15 protein-coding genes and 1 pseudogene are annotated in these 18,229 nt (G+C 74.4%); 10 read left to right on the plus strand and 6 right to left on the minus strand.

Going from position 1 to position 18,229, the window contains the following annotated elements:
• Positions 1–146 precede the first annotated feature (146 nt).
• The gene (gene nadA, locus ABWK59_RS10205) at positions 147–1,328 is read left to right on the plus strand and encodes a quinolinate synthase NadA (protein ID WP_354639790.1); all 1,182 of its coding nucleotides are present in this window, start codon (positions 147–149) and stop codon (positions 1,326–1,328) included.
• A gap of 228 nt (positions 1,329–1,556) precedes the next feature.
• Here nadA and pspAA read toward each other — a convergent pair whose 3' ends face one another.
• Positions 1,557–1,850, minus strand: a complete 294-nt coding sequence (pspAA, locus tag ABWK59_RS10210; protein ID WP_354639792.1) for a PspA-associated protein PspAA — start codon at positions 1,848–1,850, stop codon at positions 1,557–1,559.
• Positions 1,851–1,875: 25 nt separating this feature from the next.
• Entirely contained in the window at positions 1,876–2,658 is a 783-nt protein-coding gene (locus tag ABWK59_RS10215) for a PspA/IM30 family protein (protein ID WP_354639794.1), read from the minus strand.
• Positions 2,659–2,928: 270 nt separating this feature from the next.
• Here ABWK59_RS10215 and ABWK59_RS10220 point away from each other — a divergent pair, with 270 nt between their 5' ends.
• Complete coding sequence (locus ABWK59_RS10220) at positions 2,929–3,525, plus strand: DUF3043 domain-containing protein (RefSeq protein ID WP_354639796.1); 597 nt, start codon at positions 2,929–2,931, stop codon at positions 3,523–3,525.
• A 242-nt stretch (positions 3,526–3,767) separates the two neighbouring features.
• Positions 3,768–4,505: a methyltransferase domain-containing protein gene (locus tag ABWK59_RS10225; protein ID WP_354644900.1), complete on the plus strand. Its 738-nt coding sequence runs from the start codon at positions 3,768–3,770 to the stop codon at positions 4,503–4,505.
• Between the two features lie 67 nt (positions 4,506–4,572).
• Here ABWK59_RS10225 and ABWK59_RS10230 read toward each other — a convergent pair whose 3' ends face one another.
• Positions 4,573–4,776 carry a hypothetical protein gene (locus ABWK59_RS10230; RefSeq protein ID WP_354639798.1) on the minus strand — a complete coding sequence of 68 codons (204 nt, stop codon included), beginning with the start codon at positions 4,774–4,776 and terminating at the stop codon, positions 4,573–4,575.
• A gap of 119 nt (positions 4,777–4,895) precedes the next feature.
• Here ABWK59_RS10230 and cobU point away from each other — a divergent pair.
• The 3 genes and pseudogenes from cobU to ABWK59_RS10245 form a co-directional block, all read left to right on the plus strand.
• A pseudogene (gene cobU, locus ABWK59_RS10235) lies at positions 4,896–5,453 on the plus strand (bifunctional adenosylcobinamide kinase/adenosylcobinamide-phosphate guanylyltransferase); the annotation flags it as partial.
• A gap of 11 nt (positions 5,454–5,464) precedes the next feature.
• Positions 5,465–6,583 carry a nicotinate-nucleotide--dimethylbenzimidazole phosphoribosyltransferase gene (locus ABWK59_RS10240; RefSeq protein WP_354639800.1) on the plus strand — a complete coding sequence of 373 codons (1,119 nt, stop codon included), beginning with the start codon at positions 5,465–5,467 and terminating at the stop codon, positions 6,581–6,583.
• Positions 6,584–6,586: 3 nt separating this feature from the next.
• A complete protein-coding gene (locus ABWK59_RS10245; protein WP_354639802.1) occupies positions 6,587–7,411 on the plus strand; it encodes an adenosylcobinamide-GDP ribazoletransferase in 825 nt (274 codons plus the stop codon).
• A 222-nt stretch (positions 7,412–7,633) separates the two neighbouring features.
• Here the strand turns inward: ABWK59_RS10245 and ABWK59_RS10250 are convergent, their stop codons facing one another.
• A complete protein-coding gene (locus tag ABWK59_RS10250; protein ID WP_354639804.1) occupies positions 7,634–9,724 on the minus strand; it encodes a hypothetical protein in 2,091 nt (696 codons plus the stop codon).
• Between the two features lie 89 nt (positions 9,725–9,813).
• Positions 9,814–10,830, minus strand: a complete 1,017-nt coding sequence (locus ABWK59_RS10255) for a hypothetical protein (RefSeq protein ID WP_354639805.1) — start codon at positions 10,828–10,830, stop codon at positions 9,814–9,816.
• Between the two features lie 338 nt (positions 10,831–11,168).
• Here ABWK59_RS10255 and ABWK59_RS10260 point away from each other — a divergent pair, with 338 nt between their 5' ends.
• From ABWK59_RS10260 to ABWK59_RS10275, 4 genes are all read left to right on the plus strand, one after another.
• Positions 11,169–12,662, plus strand: a complete 1,494-nt coding sequence (locus tag ABWK59_RS10260) for a leucyl aminopeptidase (protein WP_354639807.1) — start codon at positions 11,169–11,171, stop codon at positions 12,660–12,662.
• Positions 12,663–13,071: 409 nt separating this feature from the next.
• Positions 13,072–14,460: a dihydrolipoyl dehydrogenase gene (gene lpdA, locus ABWK59_RS10265; RefSeq protein WP_354639808.1), complete on the plus strand. Its 1,389-nt coding sequence runs from the start codon at positions 13,072–13,074 to the stop codon at positions 14,458–14,460.
• 65 nt (positions 14,461–14,525) lie between these two features.
• On the plus strand, positions 14,526–16,286 hold the full coding sequence (gene sucB, locus ABWK59_RS10270; RefSeq protein ID WP_354639810.1) for a 2-oxoglutarate dehydrogenase, E2 component, dihydrolipoamide succinyltransferase: 1,761 nt from the start codon (positions 14,526–14,528) through the stop codon (positions 16,284–16,286).
• A 241-nt stretch (positions 16,287–16,527) separates the two neighbouring features.
• Complete coding sequence (locus ABWK59_RS10275; RefSeq protein WP_354644901.1) at positions 16,528–17,043, plus strand: DUF4240 domain-containing protein; 516 nt, start codon at positions 16,528–16,530, stop codon at positions 17,041–17,043.
• 49 nt (positions 17,044–17,092) lie between these two features.
• Here ABWK59_RS10275 and ABWK59_RS10280 read toward each other — a convergent pair whose 3' ends face one another.
• Entirely contained in the window at positions 17,093–18,058 is a 966-nt protein-coding gene (locus tag ABWK59_RS10280) for a DUF2510 domain-containing protein (RefSeq protein WP_354639812.1), read from the minus strand.
• Positions 18,059–18,229 lie beyond the last annotated feature (171 nt).

Raw genomic sequence — 18,229 nt, forward strand, 5'->3', positions numbered from 1 at the left:
GGTTCTCGTCACATCGACAGGACGTCCATCGTCAGAGTGACGCTAACCGGTTATCATAGATAGCGTCAGAAAGACGAGAAGGCCCCGCGGCGAAGCCGCAGACCGGCAGGGGCCGGACGATCGGCCGCACAGGAGGGCACCCGCCCGTGACCACCACCACCGAGACCTACGGCGTCGACCCCACCCCGACGCCCCTCGCTCTGCTGCTGCTCGGCCGGGAGGCCGACCCCAACAGCGAGCGCGGCGTCGAGTGCCCCGGCGACCTGCCCGCCGCCTCCGACCCGGACCTGGTCGCGCGCGCCCGCGCCGCCAAGGCCAAGCTCGGCGACCGGGTGTTCATCCTGGGCCACCACTACCAGCGCGACGAGGTCATCGAGTTCGCCGACGTCACCGGCGACTCCTTCAAGCTGGCCCGCGACGCGGCCGCCCGCCCGGAGGCCGAGTACATCGTCTTCTGCGGCGTGCACTTCATGGCCGAGTCCGCGGACATCCTGACCAGCAGCGCCCAGCAGGTCGTCCTCCCCGACCTCGCCGCCGGCTGCTCGATGGCCGACATGGCCACCGCCGAGCAGGTCGCCGAGTGCTGGGACGTGCTGCGCGACGCCGGCATAGCGGACACGACCGTGCCGGTCTCGTACATGAACTCCTCCGCCGACATCAAGGCCTTCACCGGCAAGCACGGCGGCACCATCTGCACCTCCTCCAACGCCAAGCGCGCGCTGGAGTGGGCCTTCGAGCAGGGCGAGAAGGTGCTCTTCCTGCCGGACCAGCACCTCGGCCGGAACACCGCCGTCCTGGAGATGGGCTTCTCCCTGGACGACTGCGTGCTCTACAACCCGCACAAGCCGAACGGCGGCCTGACCGTCGAGCAGCTGCGGAACGCCCGGATGATCCTCTGGCGCGGCCACTGCTCGGTGCACGGCCGGTTCAACCTGCGGTCGGTCGAGGAGGTCCGCGAGCGGATCCCCGGCGTGACCGTCCTGGTGCACCCGGAGTGCCAGCACGAGGTGGTCACCGCCGCCGACATGGTGGGCTCGACCGAATACATCATCAAGGCGCTGGACGCCGCCGAGCCCGGCTCCAAGTGGGCCATCGGCACCGAGCTCAACCTGGTCCGCCGCCTGGCCAAGGCGCACCCGGACAAGGAGGTCGTCTTCCTCGACCGCACGGTCTGCTTCTGCTCCACCATGAACCGGATCGACCTGCCGCACCTGGTCTGGGCGCTGGAGTCGCTGGCCGAGGGCCGGGTGCCGAACGTGATCACCGTCGACCCGGAGACCGAGAAGTACGCCAAGGCCGCGCTGGACCGGATGCTGGCCCTGCCGTAGCGCCCATGACGGCCGCACCGCATGACGGCTCACCGCCCGTGAGCCGAAGGGGCGCGCCTGCGTCGTGAGGGAGGAGCGAGGAGGCCCCGACGAAGGACGGGTCTCGGAGCGACGACCGTCGGCGGCGACACGAGGCGCCCCGGAGGCGAACGGGCACAGAAGCAGAGGAGGGCGGGCACCCCGTACGGGGTGCCCGCCCTCGCGCGTTACGTGACCGCGCCGCGCGGCCTACTCCGGCAGGCCGGGGATCAGCCCGTCCCCTTCGCTGCGGAGCATCTCGCGGACCTCGTCGATCGTCGCCTCCGCGTCCGGGAGGATCAGGTCGGACGGCTCCAGGGCGTCGGCCGGCAGCGGGGAGCCGAACTCCTTCACCGCGGCCAGCAGGCTGCCGAGGGCGGCGCGGAAGCTCTCGCCGTCGCCCGCCTCGACGGCCTTGAGCAGGTCGTCGTCCAGCTCGTTGAGCCGGTTCAGGTGGCTCTCGGCCACCTGGAACTGGCCCTCCCCCATGACCCTCATGATCATGCCGGTGCGTCTCCCTGGTCGGGTGTCACTTGTTGTAGTTGATCTTCGAAGAGTCCTGCTGGCCCTGCTCGATGGCCTGCGGCGCGGAGGCCGGGGAGCCACCGGTGAGCTCGGCCTTCATCCGGGCCAGCTCCAGCTCGACGTCGCTGCCGCCCGCCACCCGCTCCAGCTCGGCCTCGATGTCGTCCTTGCGGCCGAGACCGCTGGCGTCGTCCAGCGCGCCCGAGGCGAGCAGCTCGTCGATCGCGCCGGCCCGGGCCTGCATCTGCGCCGTCTTGTCCTCGGCCCGCTGGATGGCCAGGCCCACGTCGCCCATCTCCTCCGAGATGCCGGAGAAGGACTCGGCGATCCGGGTCTGGGCCTGGGCGGCGGTGTACGTCGCCTTGATGGTCTCCTTCTTGGTGCGGAACGCGTCCACCTTGGCCTGCAGACGCTGGGAGGCGAGCGTGAGCTTCTCCTCCTCGGCCTGGAGCTGCTGGTACTGCGTCTCCAGGTCGGTGATCTGGGACTGCAGGTTGGACTTCCGGGTCAGCGCCTCGCGGGCGAGGTCCTCACGGCCCAGCGAGAGCGCCTTGCGGCCCTGGTCCTCGTACTTCGCGGACTGCTGCTGGAGCTGCGTCAGCTGGAGCTCAAGGCGCTTGCGCGAGGTGGCCACGTCGGCGACGCCCCTGCGCACCTTCTGCAGCAGTTCCAGCTGCTTCTGGTAGGAGTAGTCGAGCGTCTCACGCGGATCCTCGGCGCGGTCCAGGGCCTTGTTCGCCTTGGACCGGAAGATCAGCCCCATACGCTTCATGATTCCGTCGCTCATGGGCCTCGATAGCCCCCTTCTTCGGGCCTGCGGGATGCGTCTCGTAACACGTTGAGTGTATGTGCAGCGAGCCTGCCGCCGCAGTGCACGAGCCTGCAACAAGACTGCTACAGCGGCCCTGGCCGCGGCATCGTCCCTGGGGTGGAAATACCCCTGAGTCCATGATCCGCCTCCGGGCGGGGAGCCCGTAGGGGACGGACCCGGAGATCGATATCTCTTTGGGTCCGACGGCACGGCGGAAAGCCTCCCGGCAACACGTACGCTGGTGATGTGTTCCGACGCCGCTCTGATGAATCCTCCTCCTCGGCCGCCGTGCTGACCAAGGAGGACGACAAGACCACCCGCCACCCGCAGGCCCCGAAGGGCCGGCCCACGCCCAAGCGCAGTGAGGCCGAGGCCAACCGGAAGACCCGGGTGACCGTCCCCAAGGACCGCAAGGAGGCCAACCGCCAGGCCCGCGAGCGGATGCGCAGCGAGCGCGAGAAGCAGCGCACCGCCCTGCTGGAGGGCGACGAGCGCTACCTCCCCGGCCGCGACAAGGGCCCGGTGCGGCGCTTCGTCCGCGACTACATCGACTCGCGCTGGTCGGCCGCGGAGTTCTTCCTCCCGTACGCGGTGGTCGTGCTGGTGCTGAGCATCGTCAAGGTGCCGGTGCTGCAGCTCGCCTCCACCCTGCTGTTCCTGCTGTTCTTCGTCGTGGTGATCGCCGACTTCGTGCGCCTGGGCCTCGGCCTGCGCAAGGAGCTGGCCACCCGCTTCCCCGGCACCAACACCCGCGGCTCGGTGCCGTACGGCCTGATGCGCACCCTCCAGATGCGCCGGCTGCGCCTGCCCAAGCCGCAGGTCAAGCGGGGCGAGCGGCCCTGACCGCCGAAGCGGTCCCGCCCTACTGGGCCCAGCCGGTCGGTCCGGCCGTGCCCGGCCCGCCGGTGGCGCCCGCGGCCGGTCCGGTGCCCGGGGTCCACGCCGGGCCCGGCGCCCCCGTGGTGCCGAGCGGGCTCGGGCCGGTCGGCGCGTACACCGCGTACGCGCTGCCGGGGCAGGGCCTCGGCCAGCACGACCGGCTGCCCGCGCGCAGCGCGCCGTACACCGGCGGCGCGGGGGCCTGGCTGGACCGCCAGGGCGGACTGCACAACGTCGTCCGCCAGGAACTCGTCGCCCGGCAGCTGGCCGACCAGCTGGCCGGGCGGACCGGTCTCCGGGTCCTGGACGTCGGCTGCGGCCAGGCCACCCAGGCCCTGCGGCTCGCCCGGGCCGGCCACCTGGTCACCGGCCTCGACCCTGATCCGGTCACCCTCGGCGCCGCCCAGGCGGCGCTGGCCGCCGAACCGGCGGAGGTCCGCGACCGGGTCCGGCTGCTCAGCGGCGACGGCAACCAGTGCGGGCGATGGTTCGGACCGCGCAGCTTCGACGTGGTGCTCTGCCACGGCGTCCTGATGTACCTCGCCGACCCCGATCCGCTGCTGGCCTCACTGGCCCGGATCCTCGCGCCCGACGGCCTGCTGTCGCTGCTGGTGCGCAACGCCGACGCGCTCGCCATGCGGGCCGGGCTGGCCGGCGACTGGCGCGGCGCGCTCACCGCCTTCGACTCCACCCGCTACACCAACCGCCTCGGCCTCCCCGCCCGGGCCGACCGGCTCGCCGACCTCGAGGTGACCCTCGGGGAGCTGGCGGTGCCGGTGCGGCAGTGGTACGGGGTGCGGGTGTTCACCGACGGGATGCCGGACGCCGCGGCACCGGTGGACGGGCGCCAGCTGGCGCAGCTGCTGGACGCGGAGGAGCGGGCCGGGCACGAGGAGCCGTACCGGCGGGTGGCGGCGCTGCTGCACGTCGTCGGGGCGAAGTAGGGGCCTCGGCCTTCGGCAGGCGGCCCACCCCTGGTGGTTGACCGCCTGCGACCCGCTCGGAGCGGGGTCAGGCCGCGTCGTGGAGGCTCATGGGGTAGATGTCGCGGCCGTCCTCGACCAGGACCACGCGGTCGACGCCGTCGTCGAGGAGCTGCTTCCAGACCTCGCCGATCCAGGACTCCGCGTCGCCCTGGCTCGCGAACTCCTCACCGCCGCCGGCCTGGACGACCTCGGTGCCGTCCTCCCGCTCGTAGCGCCACGTCCACACCATGCCCGGCTCCTCCCTGACCACTGACCCGATCACTGAGCTGATCTGTGCTGATCACTGTGCTGCGAACAGTAGCGTGCCCGCCGTGACCGTCCCCATGCCTCGTCCGGCAGGATGACCGCATGGCACAGCGCACCCTGCTGCTCGGCGGCGCCCGCTCCGGCAAGTCCACTCGCGCCGAGGAGCTCCTCACCCCGTACGACGACGTCCTCTACGTGGCCACCTCCGGGACCCGGGACGGCGACCGGGAGTGGGCGCAGCGCGTCGCCCTGCACCGGGACCGGCGGCCGGCGTCCTGGCGGACCGCGGAGACCTGCGACCTGGAGGCCGTCCTGGCGGACCCCGCGGACCCGGCGCCGGTGCTGGTGGACTGCCTGGCCCTGTGGCTGACCGCGGTGATGGACGAGCACCGCGCCTGGGAGGACGAGGCGTGGTTCGGCGGGGCCGAGGAGGCGGTGGCCGCCCGCTGCGCGGCGCTGGCCGGCGCGTGGCGGGCGACCGGGCGGCGGGTGGTCGCGGTGAGCAACGAGGTGGGGATGGGCGTCGTCCCGGCGACGGCGTCCGGACGGCGGTTCCGGGACACCCTGGGACGGCTCAACATGGCGGTGGCGGAGGCCTCCGAGCGGGTGCTGCTGGTAGTGGCCGGACAGGTGCTGACCATCAAAGCGACCGGCGTGTAGATTTCGCAGCGATGGACACCACCGTGGATCTCGACATGTACTCGTCGCTCGTGGAGCGGCCGGACGAGGCCGCCCGCCGCAGTGCCGAGGAGCGCTGGCAGGGCCTGGCCAAGCCGCGCGGCGGCCTGGGGCAGTTGGAGGAGCTCGGGGCGTGGCTGGCCTCGGTACAGGGCACCTCGCCGACCAGGCCCGTCTCCGCGGCGAAGGTGCTGCTGTTCGCCGGCGACCACGGGGTCGCCTCGCTCGGCGTCTCCCGGCTGGAGGCCAAGGGCGGGACGGCCGAGCGGGTGCGCGCGGTGCTGGACGGCACGGCCCCGGTGGCGGTGCTGGCCCACCGCTTCGGTGCGGACGTGCGGGTGGTGGACGTCGCGGTGGACTGCGACGGAACGGAGTTCCCCGAGGAGGTCGTCCGCCACCGGGTGCGCCGCGGGTCCGGGCGGATCGACGTGGAGGACGCGGTCACCCTGGCCGAGGCGGAGCGGGCGTTCCGCGCCGGTGCCGCGATCGCCGACGAGGAGGCGGACGCCGGGACCGACCTGGTGGTCCTGGGCGACCTCGGGGTCGGCTCGACCACCGTGGCGTCGGTGCTGGTCGGCGCGCTGTGCGGGACGGACGCGGCGGCGGTCACCGGCCGCGGGTCCGGGATCGACGACCGGACGTGGATGGTGAAGTGCGCGACCGTACGGGACGCGCTGCGCCGGGCCCGTCCGGTGCTGGGCGACCAGCTGGCGCTGCTGGCGACGGTCGGCGGCGCGGACTTCGCGGCGATCACCGGGTTCCTGCTGCAGTCCGCGGCACGACGGCTGCCGGTGGTGCTCGACGGCGTGGTCGCGGCGGCGTGCGCGCTGGTCGCGCAGCGGGTGGCGTTCCGGGCGCCGGAGTGGTGGCGGGCCGGATCGGCCACCGGGGAGCCGGCGCAGGTGAAGGCGTACGACCGGCTGACCCTGACGCCGCTGCAGGACCTCGGCGTGAGCATGGGCGAGGGCGTCGGCGCGGTCCTGGCGCTGCCGCTGCTGCAGGCGGCCTCGGACACCCTCGCGGAGCCGTCCGCGGTGCCCACCGCCGCGAAGCGGGAGCCGCGGCCGCCGGCGAAGCTGCCGAGCGCCGCCGAACTGCTCGACCGCTACTAGCCGATGACGGGAGACCCGTCGGCCGGGGAGCCGTGGGGCACGCAGGGTGCTCGGGGTGCGCACGGGCTGCGGTTCGCGTTCGGGACGCTGTCGGTGCTGCGGGTGCGGGTCGACCGGTGGGACCGGGCGACCGGCGGCCGGGCGATGCTGTGGGCGCCGCTGGTCGGCGCCGTCCTCGGGACGGCGGCCGCCGGGACCGGAGCGCTGGTGGCATGGCGGGCCGGCGGGCTGCTCGGGGCGGTCGCGGCGGTGTCCGTCCTCGCCGGGCTGACCCGCGGGCTGCACCTGGACGGGCTGGCCGACGTGGCCGACGGCCTGGGCAGCGGGAAGCCGGCCGAGGACGCGCTGCGGATCATGAAGCAGTCGGACATCGGGCCGTTCGGGGTGCTGACGCTCGTTCTGGTGCTGCTGGCTCAGGTCGCGGCGCTGGCCGGGGCGTTCGCGCAGTCGCCCGGGCGCGGGGCGCTGGCCGTGCTGACCGGCGCGGTGACGGGACGGTGCGCGCTGGCGTGGGGCTGCCTGCGGTCGGTGCCGCCGGCCCGGCCGGGCGGCCTCGGGGCGATGGTGGCGAGCACGGTGGCGCCCGGTGCGGCGGTGGGGGTGTCGGCGGGGGCCGCGGTGCTGCTGGCGGCGCTTGCGGCGGGGGCCGGGTACGGGTGGGGGGCGCTCGGGTATCCGGTGGCGCTGGTGGTGGGGGTGCTGTGTGGGTGGGGGGTGCTGCGGCGGTGCGTGGGGCGGCTCGGCGGGGTGACCGGGGACGTGCTGGGGGCGATGGCGGAGGCGGCGGGGACGGGGGCTGTGGTGGGGTTGGCGTTGGTACTGGGCTGAGTTGCGCTGGGTTTCGCTGAGCTGAGTCGGACAGCTGGACGGGCTATTTCGCGCAGTTCTCCCCCCAGCCTTGACGGCATTGGAGGTGCCCCCACGCGCCCCTGATGAACCCGATTGCCCGAGGGAACCCGCGCGCCTGGATGAACCCGGGTGCCAGAGCACACCCGCGTCCCTGATGGACCCGGGTGCACGAGGGAACCCGGGTGCCCGCTGGGGTGGCTGTCAGGGTGTCGGGGGGAGGTAGATGCAGTGGACGGCGTCGAGGGTGGCGAGGTGGATGCGGCCGGTGGGGTCGATGGTGGCGGCGTCGACGGCGGAGCCGAGGCGGAGGTGGGTCTCCTCGGTGTCCCCGTTGGTGAGGCGGAGGAGGCGGACGGTGCCGTCGGCCCAGGCGGTGAGGTAGACGGGGCCGTGGTCGGTGTCGCCGGCGGCGACGGCGGTGACCGGGGAGGGGCGGCCGGTGAGCGGGGTGGCGAGGGGGTCCTGGCCGGGCTTCCAGAGCCGCATGGTGCCGTCCCGGCCGCCGCTCACCACCATGAGGACGTCGCCCAGTTCGGCCACCGCGACGGCGGTGACGCCGCCGTCGTGCAGGGGCTTGTCGGTGGCGACACCGGGCTGGCCGGGGGTGTGGAAGCAGGTGATCCGGCCGGTGCCGTCGCCGACCACGACCAGCGGGTTGCCGTCGATCATCGGGGCGGCCAGCGCGGTGAGTCCGCCGCCGGCCTGCTGGACGGCCCAGCCGGCGACCGCGGTGGCGGTGCGGGGTGCGCCGCTCGGGGCGGGTGAGGGCAGGCCGGTGAGGGTGCCGTCGCCGCCGAGGGCGAGTACGGCGCCGTCCTCGCCGCAGGCGAGGGCGGTGGGACGGACGGGCAGCGGGCGCAGGGCGGGGCCGGCGGGCTGTCCGGTGTAGGCGTCCAGGACCTGTACCCCGGCGTCGGTGGCGACCAGGACCCGGCCGGCGTACGGGCCGCGGCCGGCGGTGAGGCCGCGGACCACGCCGGCCTGCGGGCGGTGGCGCCAGAGGCCGTACCAGCGGGGCCGGGCCGGGAGGGCGGCGGCGAGGGCGCGGTCGCGGTCCGGGTCGGTGCCGTGCTGCCAGGCGTGCAGGACGGTGGCCCGGTCCCCCGGTTCGTCCAGGGCGAGGAGGGCCTGGCCGGCGGTGGACCAGGCGTCGGCGAGGGCGGTGTCGGCGGCGGGGGTGGTGTGGAGGGCGGCGGTGACGGCGAGCGGGTCGGCCGCGGCGGCCAGGCGGGGGTCGGCGAGGAGTCCGGCGGCGGTGCCGGCCGCGGCGGCGTGGCGCAGCAGCAGGCCGAGGCGGTCGGGGTCGGCGCCGGTGGGGTCGGGTCGGCCGTCCGGGCCGGCGGGGAGCGCGGCGGCGAGGTCGCGGGCGAGGGCGGCGTGGTCCACGGGGGCGTCGGCGGTGGCGAGGCGGGTGAGCGGGTCGAGGTGCAGCCGCCAGGAGAGGCCGTCGGGGTGCGGGGGCAGGAGGTCGCCGGCCCGGCGGACGGCGTCGGGGCCGCCGGAGCCGGGCAGGGTGGCCCACTCCTCGGCGAGGGCGGGCCGGGTGACGGCGGCCAGGGCGCGGACGGTCGGCCGCAGGTCCTCGGGCAGGGCGTGCCACCAGGCGGCGGCGGCCTCGTCGAGGCGGTCGGCGAGCGGGGTCGCGGGGTCGAGCGGGACGCCGCCGGGGATGCGGGCGGCGAGCTGGGCCAGCCCGGGGCCGGGGTGGACCTGCTCGGCGGGCGGCGGGCTGCCGGGGAGCTTGGCGCACCAGGCGGCGAAGCGGTCCGGGTCGGTCCAGCGCGGGTCGTCGAGGTCGAGGACGGCCGCCCGCGGCTCCAGGGCGGCGAGGGCGGCGGCTTCGGGGGTGCCGTCCGCGCACTCCACGGCGAGGCGGAGGTCGGGGACGAGCAGCAGCAGCGCGATCAGGTCGGTGACCAGACGCTCGGGCTCGGCCGCCCGGTTCAGGTCGGCGATCACCAGGACCCGGGGCGGCGCGTACTTGAGGGTGGCGGCCAGCCGGGCGGGGGTGCTCGCGGCGAGGCGGAGCCGGTCGGCGAGCGTCCAGGCGGCGCTGCGGGCGGTGTGGCCGGCGGCGTTGAGGTAGGCGTGGACCCGGCGGGACGGCCGGGGGTTGTTCGGCGGGGCGGCGGTGGCCAGCCAGTTGAGCAGGTGGGTGCGGCCGCTGCCGGAGGAGCCGGCGATCCGGCAGACCCGGGGTGCCCGGCTGTCCTCCAGCCAGCCGAACAGCGCCTGTCCGGCGGGCTTGCGGCCCGCCCGCAGCGGTGGCACCCAGCTCGCGTCCTCGGTCATCCCGTCCCCCGTCCCCTCGTGGCCGAACACCGGAACCGATCACGGGATTCCGGTCGGGGAGAGTCTAGGAGGAGTCGCTCGCGACCCGGTCAGCCGAGTTCGAGGCGGCGCAGCCGGGAGGCGTCCAGGGTGAGGCCGGGGTCGCAGCCGGGGTTGACGGCGAGCCGGGCGCCCGGGGCGGCGGCGGCGATCTGACGGCCGGTGAGCGTCCCCTGCCGGTGGGCCTGCCAGCCGGCCGGGACCAGCGCGGGCGAGGTGTAGGCGGAGACCTCGCCGAGCCCGTTCCGGTCGGCCTCCAGGTGGAGGCCGGGCTCCTGCGGGGCGAGGCGGACGATCAGCGGGGCGTCCAGCAGCACGCGGAGCACGGTGTCCTGGACGGTGTAGCCCGCGGCGAGGCGCTGCAGGGCGGCCTCGGCCGGGCTGCCGGGCTCGGGCATGCCGAGGGCGCGCGGGCCGGGCCGGTGGCCGGGGTTGCGCAGGAACCGGACCGGGACCCCCTCGTGGTCGACCTGCCAGCTGCCGAGCGCGCCGGCGTCGGAGTCGCCCTCGACGTGGGCGGGGTCGTACACCGGGACCCGGCCGCCCGGGCGCCGCCGGGCCAGCAGGCGCGCCTCGCGGGTGAGCGGCACCTCCTGGCGTCCGGCCTCCTCGCGGGCGGCGGCCTCGGTGGCGGTGCGGCGGGCGTCCTCCGCGCGGAGCTGCTCCACGGACTTGCCGTACGGGTCGATCGAGGTCCTGGGGTGGACCGGCCAGCCGTGCGCGGCCAGCGACTCCAGGCCGGCGAGACTGTTCGTCAGGTGGCGGTCGCCTGGGGTGCCCGGGACGTCGCCGCCCGGTCGGGTCGCGATCACGGCGAGCACCCGGGACGGGGGCATCGGCGGGTCCTGGAGGATGCGGAGGGCCTCGGTCCAGGCGGCGGCCGCGGCCACGCCCTCGGAGCCGGCGGCGTGGCGGCGGACGAACCCGCAGCGGCCCTCGGCGTCCGAGGCCCACAGGTATCCGACCACGCCGACGGCCCGGTTGGCGATGGTCAGGTACTCCCCCGGGCCGGCCGGCGGGGCGGGTTCCCGCTCGGCGTGGGCGGCGGGCGGGTGGTGGGCGTTCATGCGGCTGCTCCTGTCGGGTCCGTCCGGGGGCGCGGGCCGTCTCCCCCGCTCCGGCGGCGGGGAGCAGGGTACTCAAGGCGCTCGGTCGACGAACTGTCAGGGGCCGGTGCGACGGGGATGGTTGGGGGTGCCCGAAGGGTCCTTCCGGGGAGCGTCACGGAAGGCGATCACCGCAGCCGGGAAGGCGGGGGGGCGCGATTCCAGCATGCGGACTACCATGCCTGGAGCACCGTAGCCCTGCGCCCCGTATCCCCGCGGAGTCAGCCTGGGTGATCGCCGGTGCGGCAACGGAGCCGCACTCGGCTGTGGACCGCGAAGTAGAACAGGACGCATTTGTCGTGACTGCACTGTCTGTGAGCACCTCCTCCGCCGCCTCGCTGCGCGCGGATGCCCTGGTGATCGGCGTGGCGAAGGGCCCCAAGGGCCTGGTCGTCGCCCCCGGCGCCGAGACCGTGGCCGAGGCGTTCGACGGCAAGCTGGCCGAGGTCCTCGCGACCCTGGGCGCCACCGGTGCCGAGGGTGAGGCGGTCAAGGTCCCCGCGGCCGCGGGTCTCAAGGCCCCGCTCGTGCTGGCCGTGGGCCTGGGCGAGGCCGAGGACGGCTTCTCCGCCGAGACGCTGCGCCGGGCGGCCGGTGTCGCGGCCCGGACCCTGGCGGGTTCGAAGAAGGCCGCGCTGCTGCTCCCCGCCGAGTCCGCGGAGGAGGTCGAGGCGGTCGCGCTGGGCGGCCTGCTCGGCTCGTACTCCTTCGGCGCGTACAAGAACGGCGAGGCCAAGGCCCCCGTCGGCGAGCTGACCGTGCTGGCCGCCCGCAAGGGCAGCAAGGACGCCAAGGCCGCCGTGGAGCGCGCCGCCGCGATCGGCGAGGAGATGAACCGCGCCCGCGACCTGGTCAACACCGCCCCGAACGACCTCAACCCGAAGTCCTTCGCCGCGCTCGCCCAGGCGGCCGGCAAGGAGCACGGCCTCAAGGTCGAGGTGCTGGACGAGAAGGCGCTGACCAAGGGCGGCTTCGGCGGCCTGCTGGGCGTCGGCAACGGCTCGGCCAACCCGCCGCGGCTGGTGAAGGTGGCCTACACCCACCCGAAGGCCAAGGCCTCGCTCGCCTTCATCGGCAAGGGCATCACCTACGACTCGGGCGGCATCTCGCTGAAGCCGGCCGGTCACAACGAGACCATGAAGTGCGACATGGCCGGCGCCGCTGCCGTGTTCGCCGCCGTGGTCGCGGCCAAGCGCCTGGGCCTGCAGGTCAACGTCACCGCCTGGCTGGCGCTGGCGGAGAACATGCCGTCCGGCACCGCCACCCGCCCGGGCGACGTGCTGCGGATGTACGGCGGCAAGACCGTCGAGGTGCTGAACACCGACGCCGAGGGCCGCCTGGTGCTGGCCGACGCGATCGTCCGGGCCGGCGAGGAGAAGCCGGACGTGATCGTGGACGTCGCCACCCTGACCGGCGCCATGGTGCTGGCCCTGGGCAACCGCACCTTCGGTGTGATGGCCAACGACGACGCGCTGCGCACCCGCCTGCACGAGACCGCCGGCGCGGTCGGCGAGCAGTCCTGGCCGATGCCGCTGCCGGCCGAGCTGCGCAAGGGCATGACCGAGTCGACCGTCGCCGACCTCGCCAACATGGGCGAGCGGATGGGCGGCGGCCTGGTGGCCGGCCTGTTCCTGAAGGAGTTCGTGGCCGAGGGCATCGACTGGGCGCACCTGGACATCGCCGGCCCGGCCTTCAACGAGGGCGGCCCGTTCGGCTACACCCCGAAGGGCGGCACCGCGAGCGCGGTGCGCACCCTGGTCCGCTTCGCCGAGGACACCGCCGCGGGCGTCTGATCCACGGCTCGAGGGGCCCGGCACCGTTCGCGGTGCCGGGCCCTTCGGCGTCCCGGCGGGGCTGCCGCCGCTCTTACCAGCCGGTAGCCCCTTACACAATCCGAGACGGTGTTCGCCCCGGGCGAAACTTTGTTCCGCAGAGTGGAACGACCCCGCTCACAGGCTGTCGCCAAGCCACCTCCGCGCGCCTCCCGCACCGCTGTGAGCTGCGGTGATACCAGGTCGTACAGGGCATTCGGCCACGCCCCGGGACACCCGCCCCCACCTTCGAGGCAGCCCCGGACATCAGCCGCCGCCAACAAGTGCAAAGATGTATTTCCGGCACGACTGGGCGCCTCACAAAGGCTTCCCACCCCACCGGACCGCGACCGGCCCGGCGAACCGCACCCCTTTGCATGGAGGACGTGACGTGGCGAACGACGCCAGCACCGTTTTCGACGTAGTCATTCTCGGAGGCGGAAGCGGCGGTTACGCCGCGGCGCTCCGCGCCGCTCAGCTGGGGCTGAGCGTCGCCCTCATCGAGAAGGGTGAGCTGGGCGGTACCTGCCTGCACCGCGGCTGCATCCCCACCAAGGCCCTGCTGCACGCGGCGGAGATCGCCGACGAGACGAAGGAGGCCGCCGAGTTCGGCGTCCTGGCCACCTTCCAGGGCATCGACATCAACGGCGTCCACAAGTACAAGGACGACGTCATCGCCGGCCTGTACAAGGGCCTGCAGGGCCTCGTCGCCTCCCGCAAGGTCACCTTCATCCAGGGTGAGGGCCGCCTCTCCTCGCAGACCTCGGTGGACGTCAACGGCCAGCGCATCGAGGGCCGCCACATCGTCCTCGCCACCGGCTCGGTGCCGAAGTCGCTGCCCGGCCTGACCATCGACGGCGACCGGATCATCTCCTCCGACCACGCCCTCAAGCTCGACCGCATCCCGAAGTCGGCCGTCATCCTCGGCGGCGGCGTGATCGGCGTCGAGTTCGCTTCCGTGTGGAAGTCCTTCGGCGTCGACGTCACCATCGTCGAGGCCCTTCCGCACCTCGTGCCGCTGGAGGACGAGAACTCCTCCAAGCTGCTGGAGCGCGCCTTCCGCAAGCGCGGCATCAAGTTCGAGCTCAAGGCCCGCTTCTCGGGCGTCGAGTACACCGAGTCCGGTGTGCGCGTCTCCACCGAGAACGGCAAGCAGATCGACGCCGACCTGCTGCTCGTCGCCATCGGCCGCGGCCCGGTCTCGGCCGGCCTCGGCTACGAGGAGAACGGTGTCGCGATGGACCGCGGCTACGTCCTCGTCGACGAGTACATGCGCACCAACGTCCCGACCATCTCGGCCGTCGGCGACCTCGTCCCGACCCTGCAGCTGGCCCACGTCGGCTTCGCCGAGGGCATCCTGGTCGCCGAGCGCCTGGCCGGTCTGAAGACCGTGCCGATCGACTACGACGGCGTGCCGCGCGTCACCTACTCCAACCCCGAGGTCGCCTCGGTCGGCATCTCGGAGGCCAAGGCCGTCGAGCTGTACGGCAAGGAGAAGGTCGTCACGCTCAAGTACAACCTGGCCGGCAACGGCAAGAGCAAGATCCTGAAGACCGCCGGCGAGATCAAGCTCGTCCAGGTCAAGGACGGCGCCGTGGTCGGTGTCCACATGGTCGGCGCCCGCATGGGCGAGCAGGTCGGCGAGGCCCAGCTGATCTACAACTGGGAGGCCCTGCCGGCCGAGGTCGCGCAGCTCATCCACGCGCACCCGACCCAGTCCGAGGCGCTCGGCGAGGCGCACCTGGCGCTGGCCGGCAAGCCGCTGCACGCTCACGACTGACCGCGCAGACCGCACCCCGAGCCCACTTTTCCTGTACGCAAGACTTGATAGGAGTCGCTGAAACCATGGCGGTCTCAGTAACACTGCCCGCACTGGGCGAGAGCGTGACCGAGGGCACCGTCACCCGCTGGCTCAAGGCCGAGGGTGAGCACGTGGAGATGGACGAGCCGCTGCTCGAGGTCTCCACCGACAAGGTCGACACCGAGATCCCGGCGCCGGCTTCCGGCATCCTGGCCGCGATCAAGGTCGGCGAGGACGAGACCGTCGAGGTCGGCGCCGAGCTGGCGATCATCGACGACGGCTCCGGTGCCCCGGTCGCCGCCGCGCCGGCCGCCGAGGCCGCCCCCGCCGCCGCCCCGGCCCCGGTGGCCGAGGCTCCGGCCGCCGCCCCGGCCCCGGCTGCCGCTCCGGCCGCTCCGGCCGCCGCCGCGCCCGCCGACGCCACCCCGGTCCTGCTGCCCGCGCTGGGCGAGTCGGTCACCGAGGGCACCGTCACCCGCTGGCTCAAGGCCGAGGGTGAGACCGTCGAGGTCGACGAGCCGCTGCTCGAGGTCTCCACGGACAAGGTCGACACCGAGATCCCGTCGCCGGTCGCCGGCGTCGTCGTGAAGATCCTGGTCGGCGAGGACGAGACCGCCGAGGTCGGCGCCCAGCTCGCGCTGATCGGCGCCCCGGGTGCCGCTCCGGCGGCCGCTGCTCCGGCCCCGGCTGCCGCTCCGGCTCCGGCCGCTGCGCCGGCTCCCGTCGCCGCTCCGGCCCCGGCCGCTGCCGCCCCGGCCCCGGCTGCCGCTCCGGCTCCGGTGGCCCCGGCTGCTCCGGTCGCCGCCCCCGCTCCCGCGGCCGCTCCGGCCCCGGCTGCCCCGGTCGCCGCTCCGGCCCCGGTCGCCGCTGCCGCCGGCGAGGGTGACGCCTACGTGACCCCGCTGGTCCGCAAGCTCGCCGCCGAGCAGGGTGTGGCCCTCTCCGCCGTCACCGGCACCGGTGTCGGCGGCCGCATCCGCAAGCAGGACGTGCTCGCCGCCGCCGCGGCCGCGAAGGCCGCCGCTGCTCCGGCCGCCGCCCCGGCCGCCAAGGCGCCGGCCACCGTCGCCGCGGTCTCGCCGCTGCGCGGCACCACGGTGAAGATGTCCCGCCTGCGCTCGGTGATCGCCAAGCGCATGGTCGAGTCGCTCCAGGTGTCGGCCCAGCTGACCACCGTGGTCGAGGTGGACATCACCAACATCATGCGGCTGCGTGCCAAGGCGAAGGCCGGCTTCGAGGCCCGCGAGGGCGTCAAGCTCTCCCCGATGCCGTTCTTCGTCAAGGCCGCCACCGAGGCGCTCAAGGCCCACCCGGTCGTGAACTCCCAGGTGAACGAGGCCGAGGGCACCATCACCTACCACGGCGCCGAGCACGTCGGCATCGCGGTGGACACCGACCGCGGCCTGCTGGTCCCGGTCATCCACAACGCGGGCGACCTCAACATCGCCGGCATCGCGCGCAAGACCGCCGACCTGGCGGCCCGCACCCGCGACAACAAGGTCACCCCGGACGAGCTGGGTGGTGGCACCTTCACCATCACCAACACCGGCTCGCGCGGCGCGCTGTTCGACACGCCGATCATCAACCAGCCGCAGGTCGCGATCCTGGGCATCGGCGCGGCCGTCAAGCGCCCGGTGGTCATCAACCACCCGGAGCTGGGCGAGACCATCGCGGTCCGCGACATGGTCTACCTGGCCCTGTCGTACGACCACCGGATCGTCGACGGCGCCGACGCCGCCCGCTACCTGGGCGCCGTCAAGGCCCGCCTGGAAGAGGGCGCCTTCGAGGGCGACCTCGGCCTGTGAGCCCGCTCGGCTGACCGGTCCGCCGGTCGGCCGACCGGCCGGTGACCGACCGGCCGACGCTTTCCCGGAACCCCCGCCCCGTCCCCGGACGGAGCGGGGGTTCCGCGTCTCCTGGGGCCCCGCGTTCCGGGCCGGCTTCCGGGCCGGCTTCCGGGCGGACTCCGCCGAACCGGCGAGCGTCGGGGCGGTTCGAGCGGCGCGCGATGCGTCGGGGCGGGTGACCGAGGATGCTGGAGCGGTGATGTACGAGACGGACTTCTGGCAGCTCATCGACGACACCAGGGACGCGGTCGGCGGCGACCCGGACGACCAGGCGGACGCGCTGGTGGAGCGGCTCGCCCAGCTGACCCCGGACGACGTGGTGGACTTCGCCCGGCTGTTCGAGGCGCGGTTCCAGCGGGCGTACCGGACCGACCTGTGGGGCGCCGCCCACCTGATGCTCGGTGGGGCCTCCGAGGACGCCTTCGACTACTTCCGGTGCTGGCTGATCGGCCAGGGCCGGGACGTCTTCGAGGGCGCCGTGCACCACCCGGACGAACTGGCCGAGCTGGTCCCCGACTTCGACGAGGAGGAGGACGGCGACGCCGAGGACCTCGGCTTCGCCGCCGACGAGGCGTACGAGCAGCTGACCGGGCTGCCGCTGCCCGAGCTCGGGACGGAGCAGCCGGCGGCCCCGGAGGGCGACCCGTTCGACTTCGAGGACGCGGAGGCCATGGCGAAGCGGTACCCGAGGCTGTGGGAGCGGTTCGGGGAGTGAGGACGGCCCGTCCGGGTCGGGGCGGGGTCGGGCGGGGTTCCGGCCGGCGTCAGGTCGTGGAGCCGGAGGACGGGCGGATGCCCGCCACGATCTGGTCCACGACGGCGGGGCGGGGCGCCTGCGGGTCGTCGTCGGCACCGCCGTGCAGGAGGGTGAAGGTCCCCGCCCCGGCCGGGACGGCCACCACGGTGACGTAGCCCTTGGCGCCCTCCTTCGGCGTGACGTACCAGCGCACCGCGTACCCGATCGCACCGCTCACGGCCACCGGACCCGAGGTCAGCTCGCGGTGGTCCGCCAGATCGCCGAACACCTGCGGGGCGTACACCGCCGTGGCCGCCTCGGCCACCGACTTGGCGTCCGTGCCGGGCACGTTGAGCGCCTCGATCGAGAACTGGGCGCGCACGCACGGCGCCGACATCCCGCACTCGTAGGAGCCGCTGGTCAGGAAGGCGCTGGACCCGGTGGACGAGGTCCGGGTCTGCCAGCCGGCCGGGACGGGCACCCGCCAGCCGTGGACCATGTCCGGGGTGGTGTTCTCCACCGGGCGGACGGTGGCGCTGGAGCTGGTGCGCGGGCTCGGCGTCGGGGAGGGGCTGCGGACCGGGGCGGAGGTGGTCCACGTCGGGTCGGCGATCACCGGGCCCACCGGGTCCTTCTTCCCGCGGGCGAGGAGCACGCCGCCGATGACGGCCGCGACCAGGACCAGCGCCACACCCGCCGAGATGCCGATCGCCAGGCCGTTGCGGTTGCCCGCCGACGGCCCGGGCGCGTACGGGCCCTGGTACGGGGCGTACGGGCCGGGCGGGGCGTAGTCGGGCTGCGGGGGTTGGGGGTGCTGGGGTTGCGGCTGCGGGGGCGTGGCGGCGGCCCAGCCCTGGGTGGGGGCGTCGGCGATCCGCTGGGCGGGCACGTCCGAGGCGGGGCGGACCTCGGCGGTCCACTGGGCGCCGTCCCACCAGCGCTCGTCCGCGGTTCCGGGAACGGGGTACCAGCCGGGCGGTGTCGCGTTGCTCACCCGCGTACCGTACCGGTCCCCACCGACCGGCGGAACTCCTCCGGACAGGCCGCACACGACCGGCCGGCCCCGCGGGGCGAAGGCAATCGGCCAGGCACAAACAGGGGCGCGGGGAACTGCGCGAGGAGAGGACAGTGAACGTAGAGCCCTCCCGCAGCGCGCAGCCCCACG

This window comes from Kitasatospora sp. HUAS MG31 (assembly GCF_040571325.1).
In the GTDB taxonomy this organism is placed as follows: Bacteria; Actinomycetota; Actinomycetes; order Streptomycetales; family Streptomycetaceae; genus Kitasatospora; species Kitasatospora camelliae.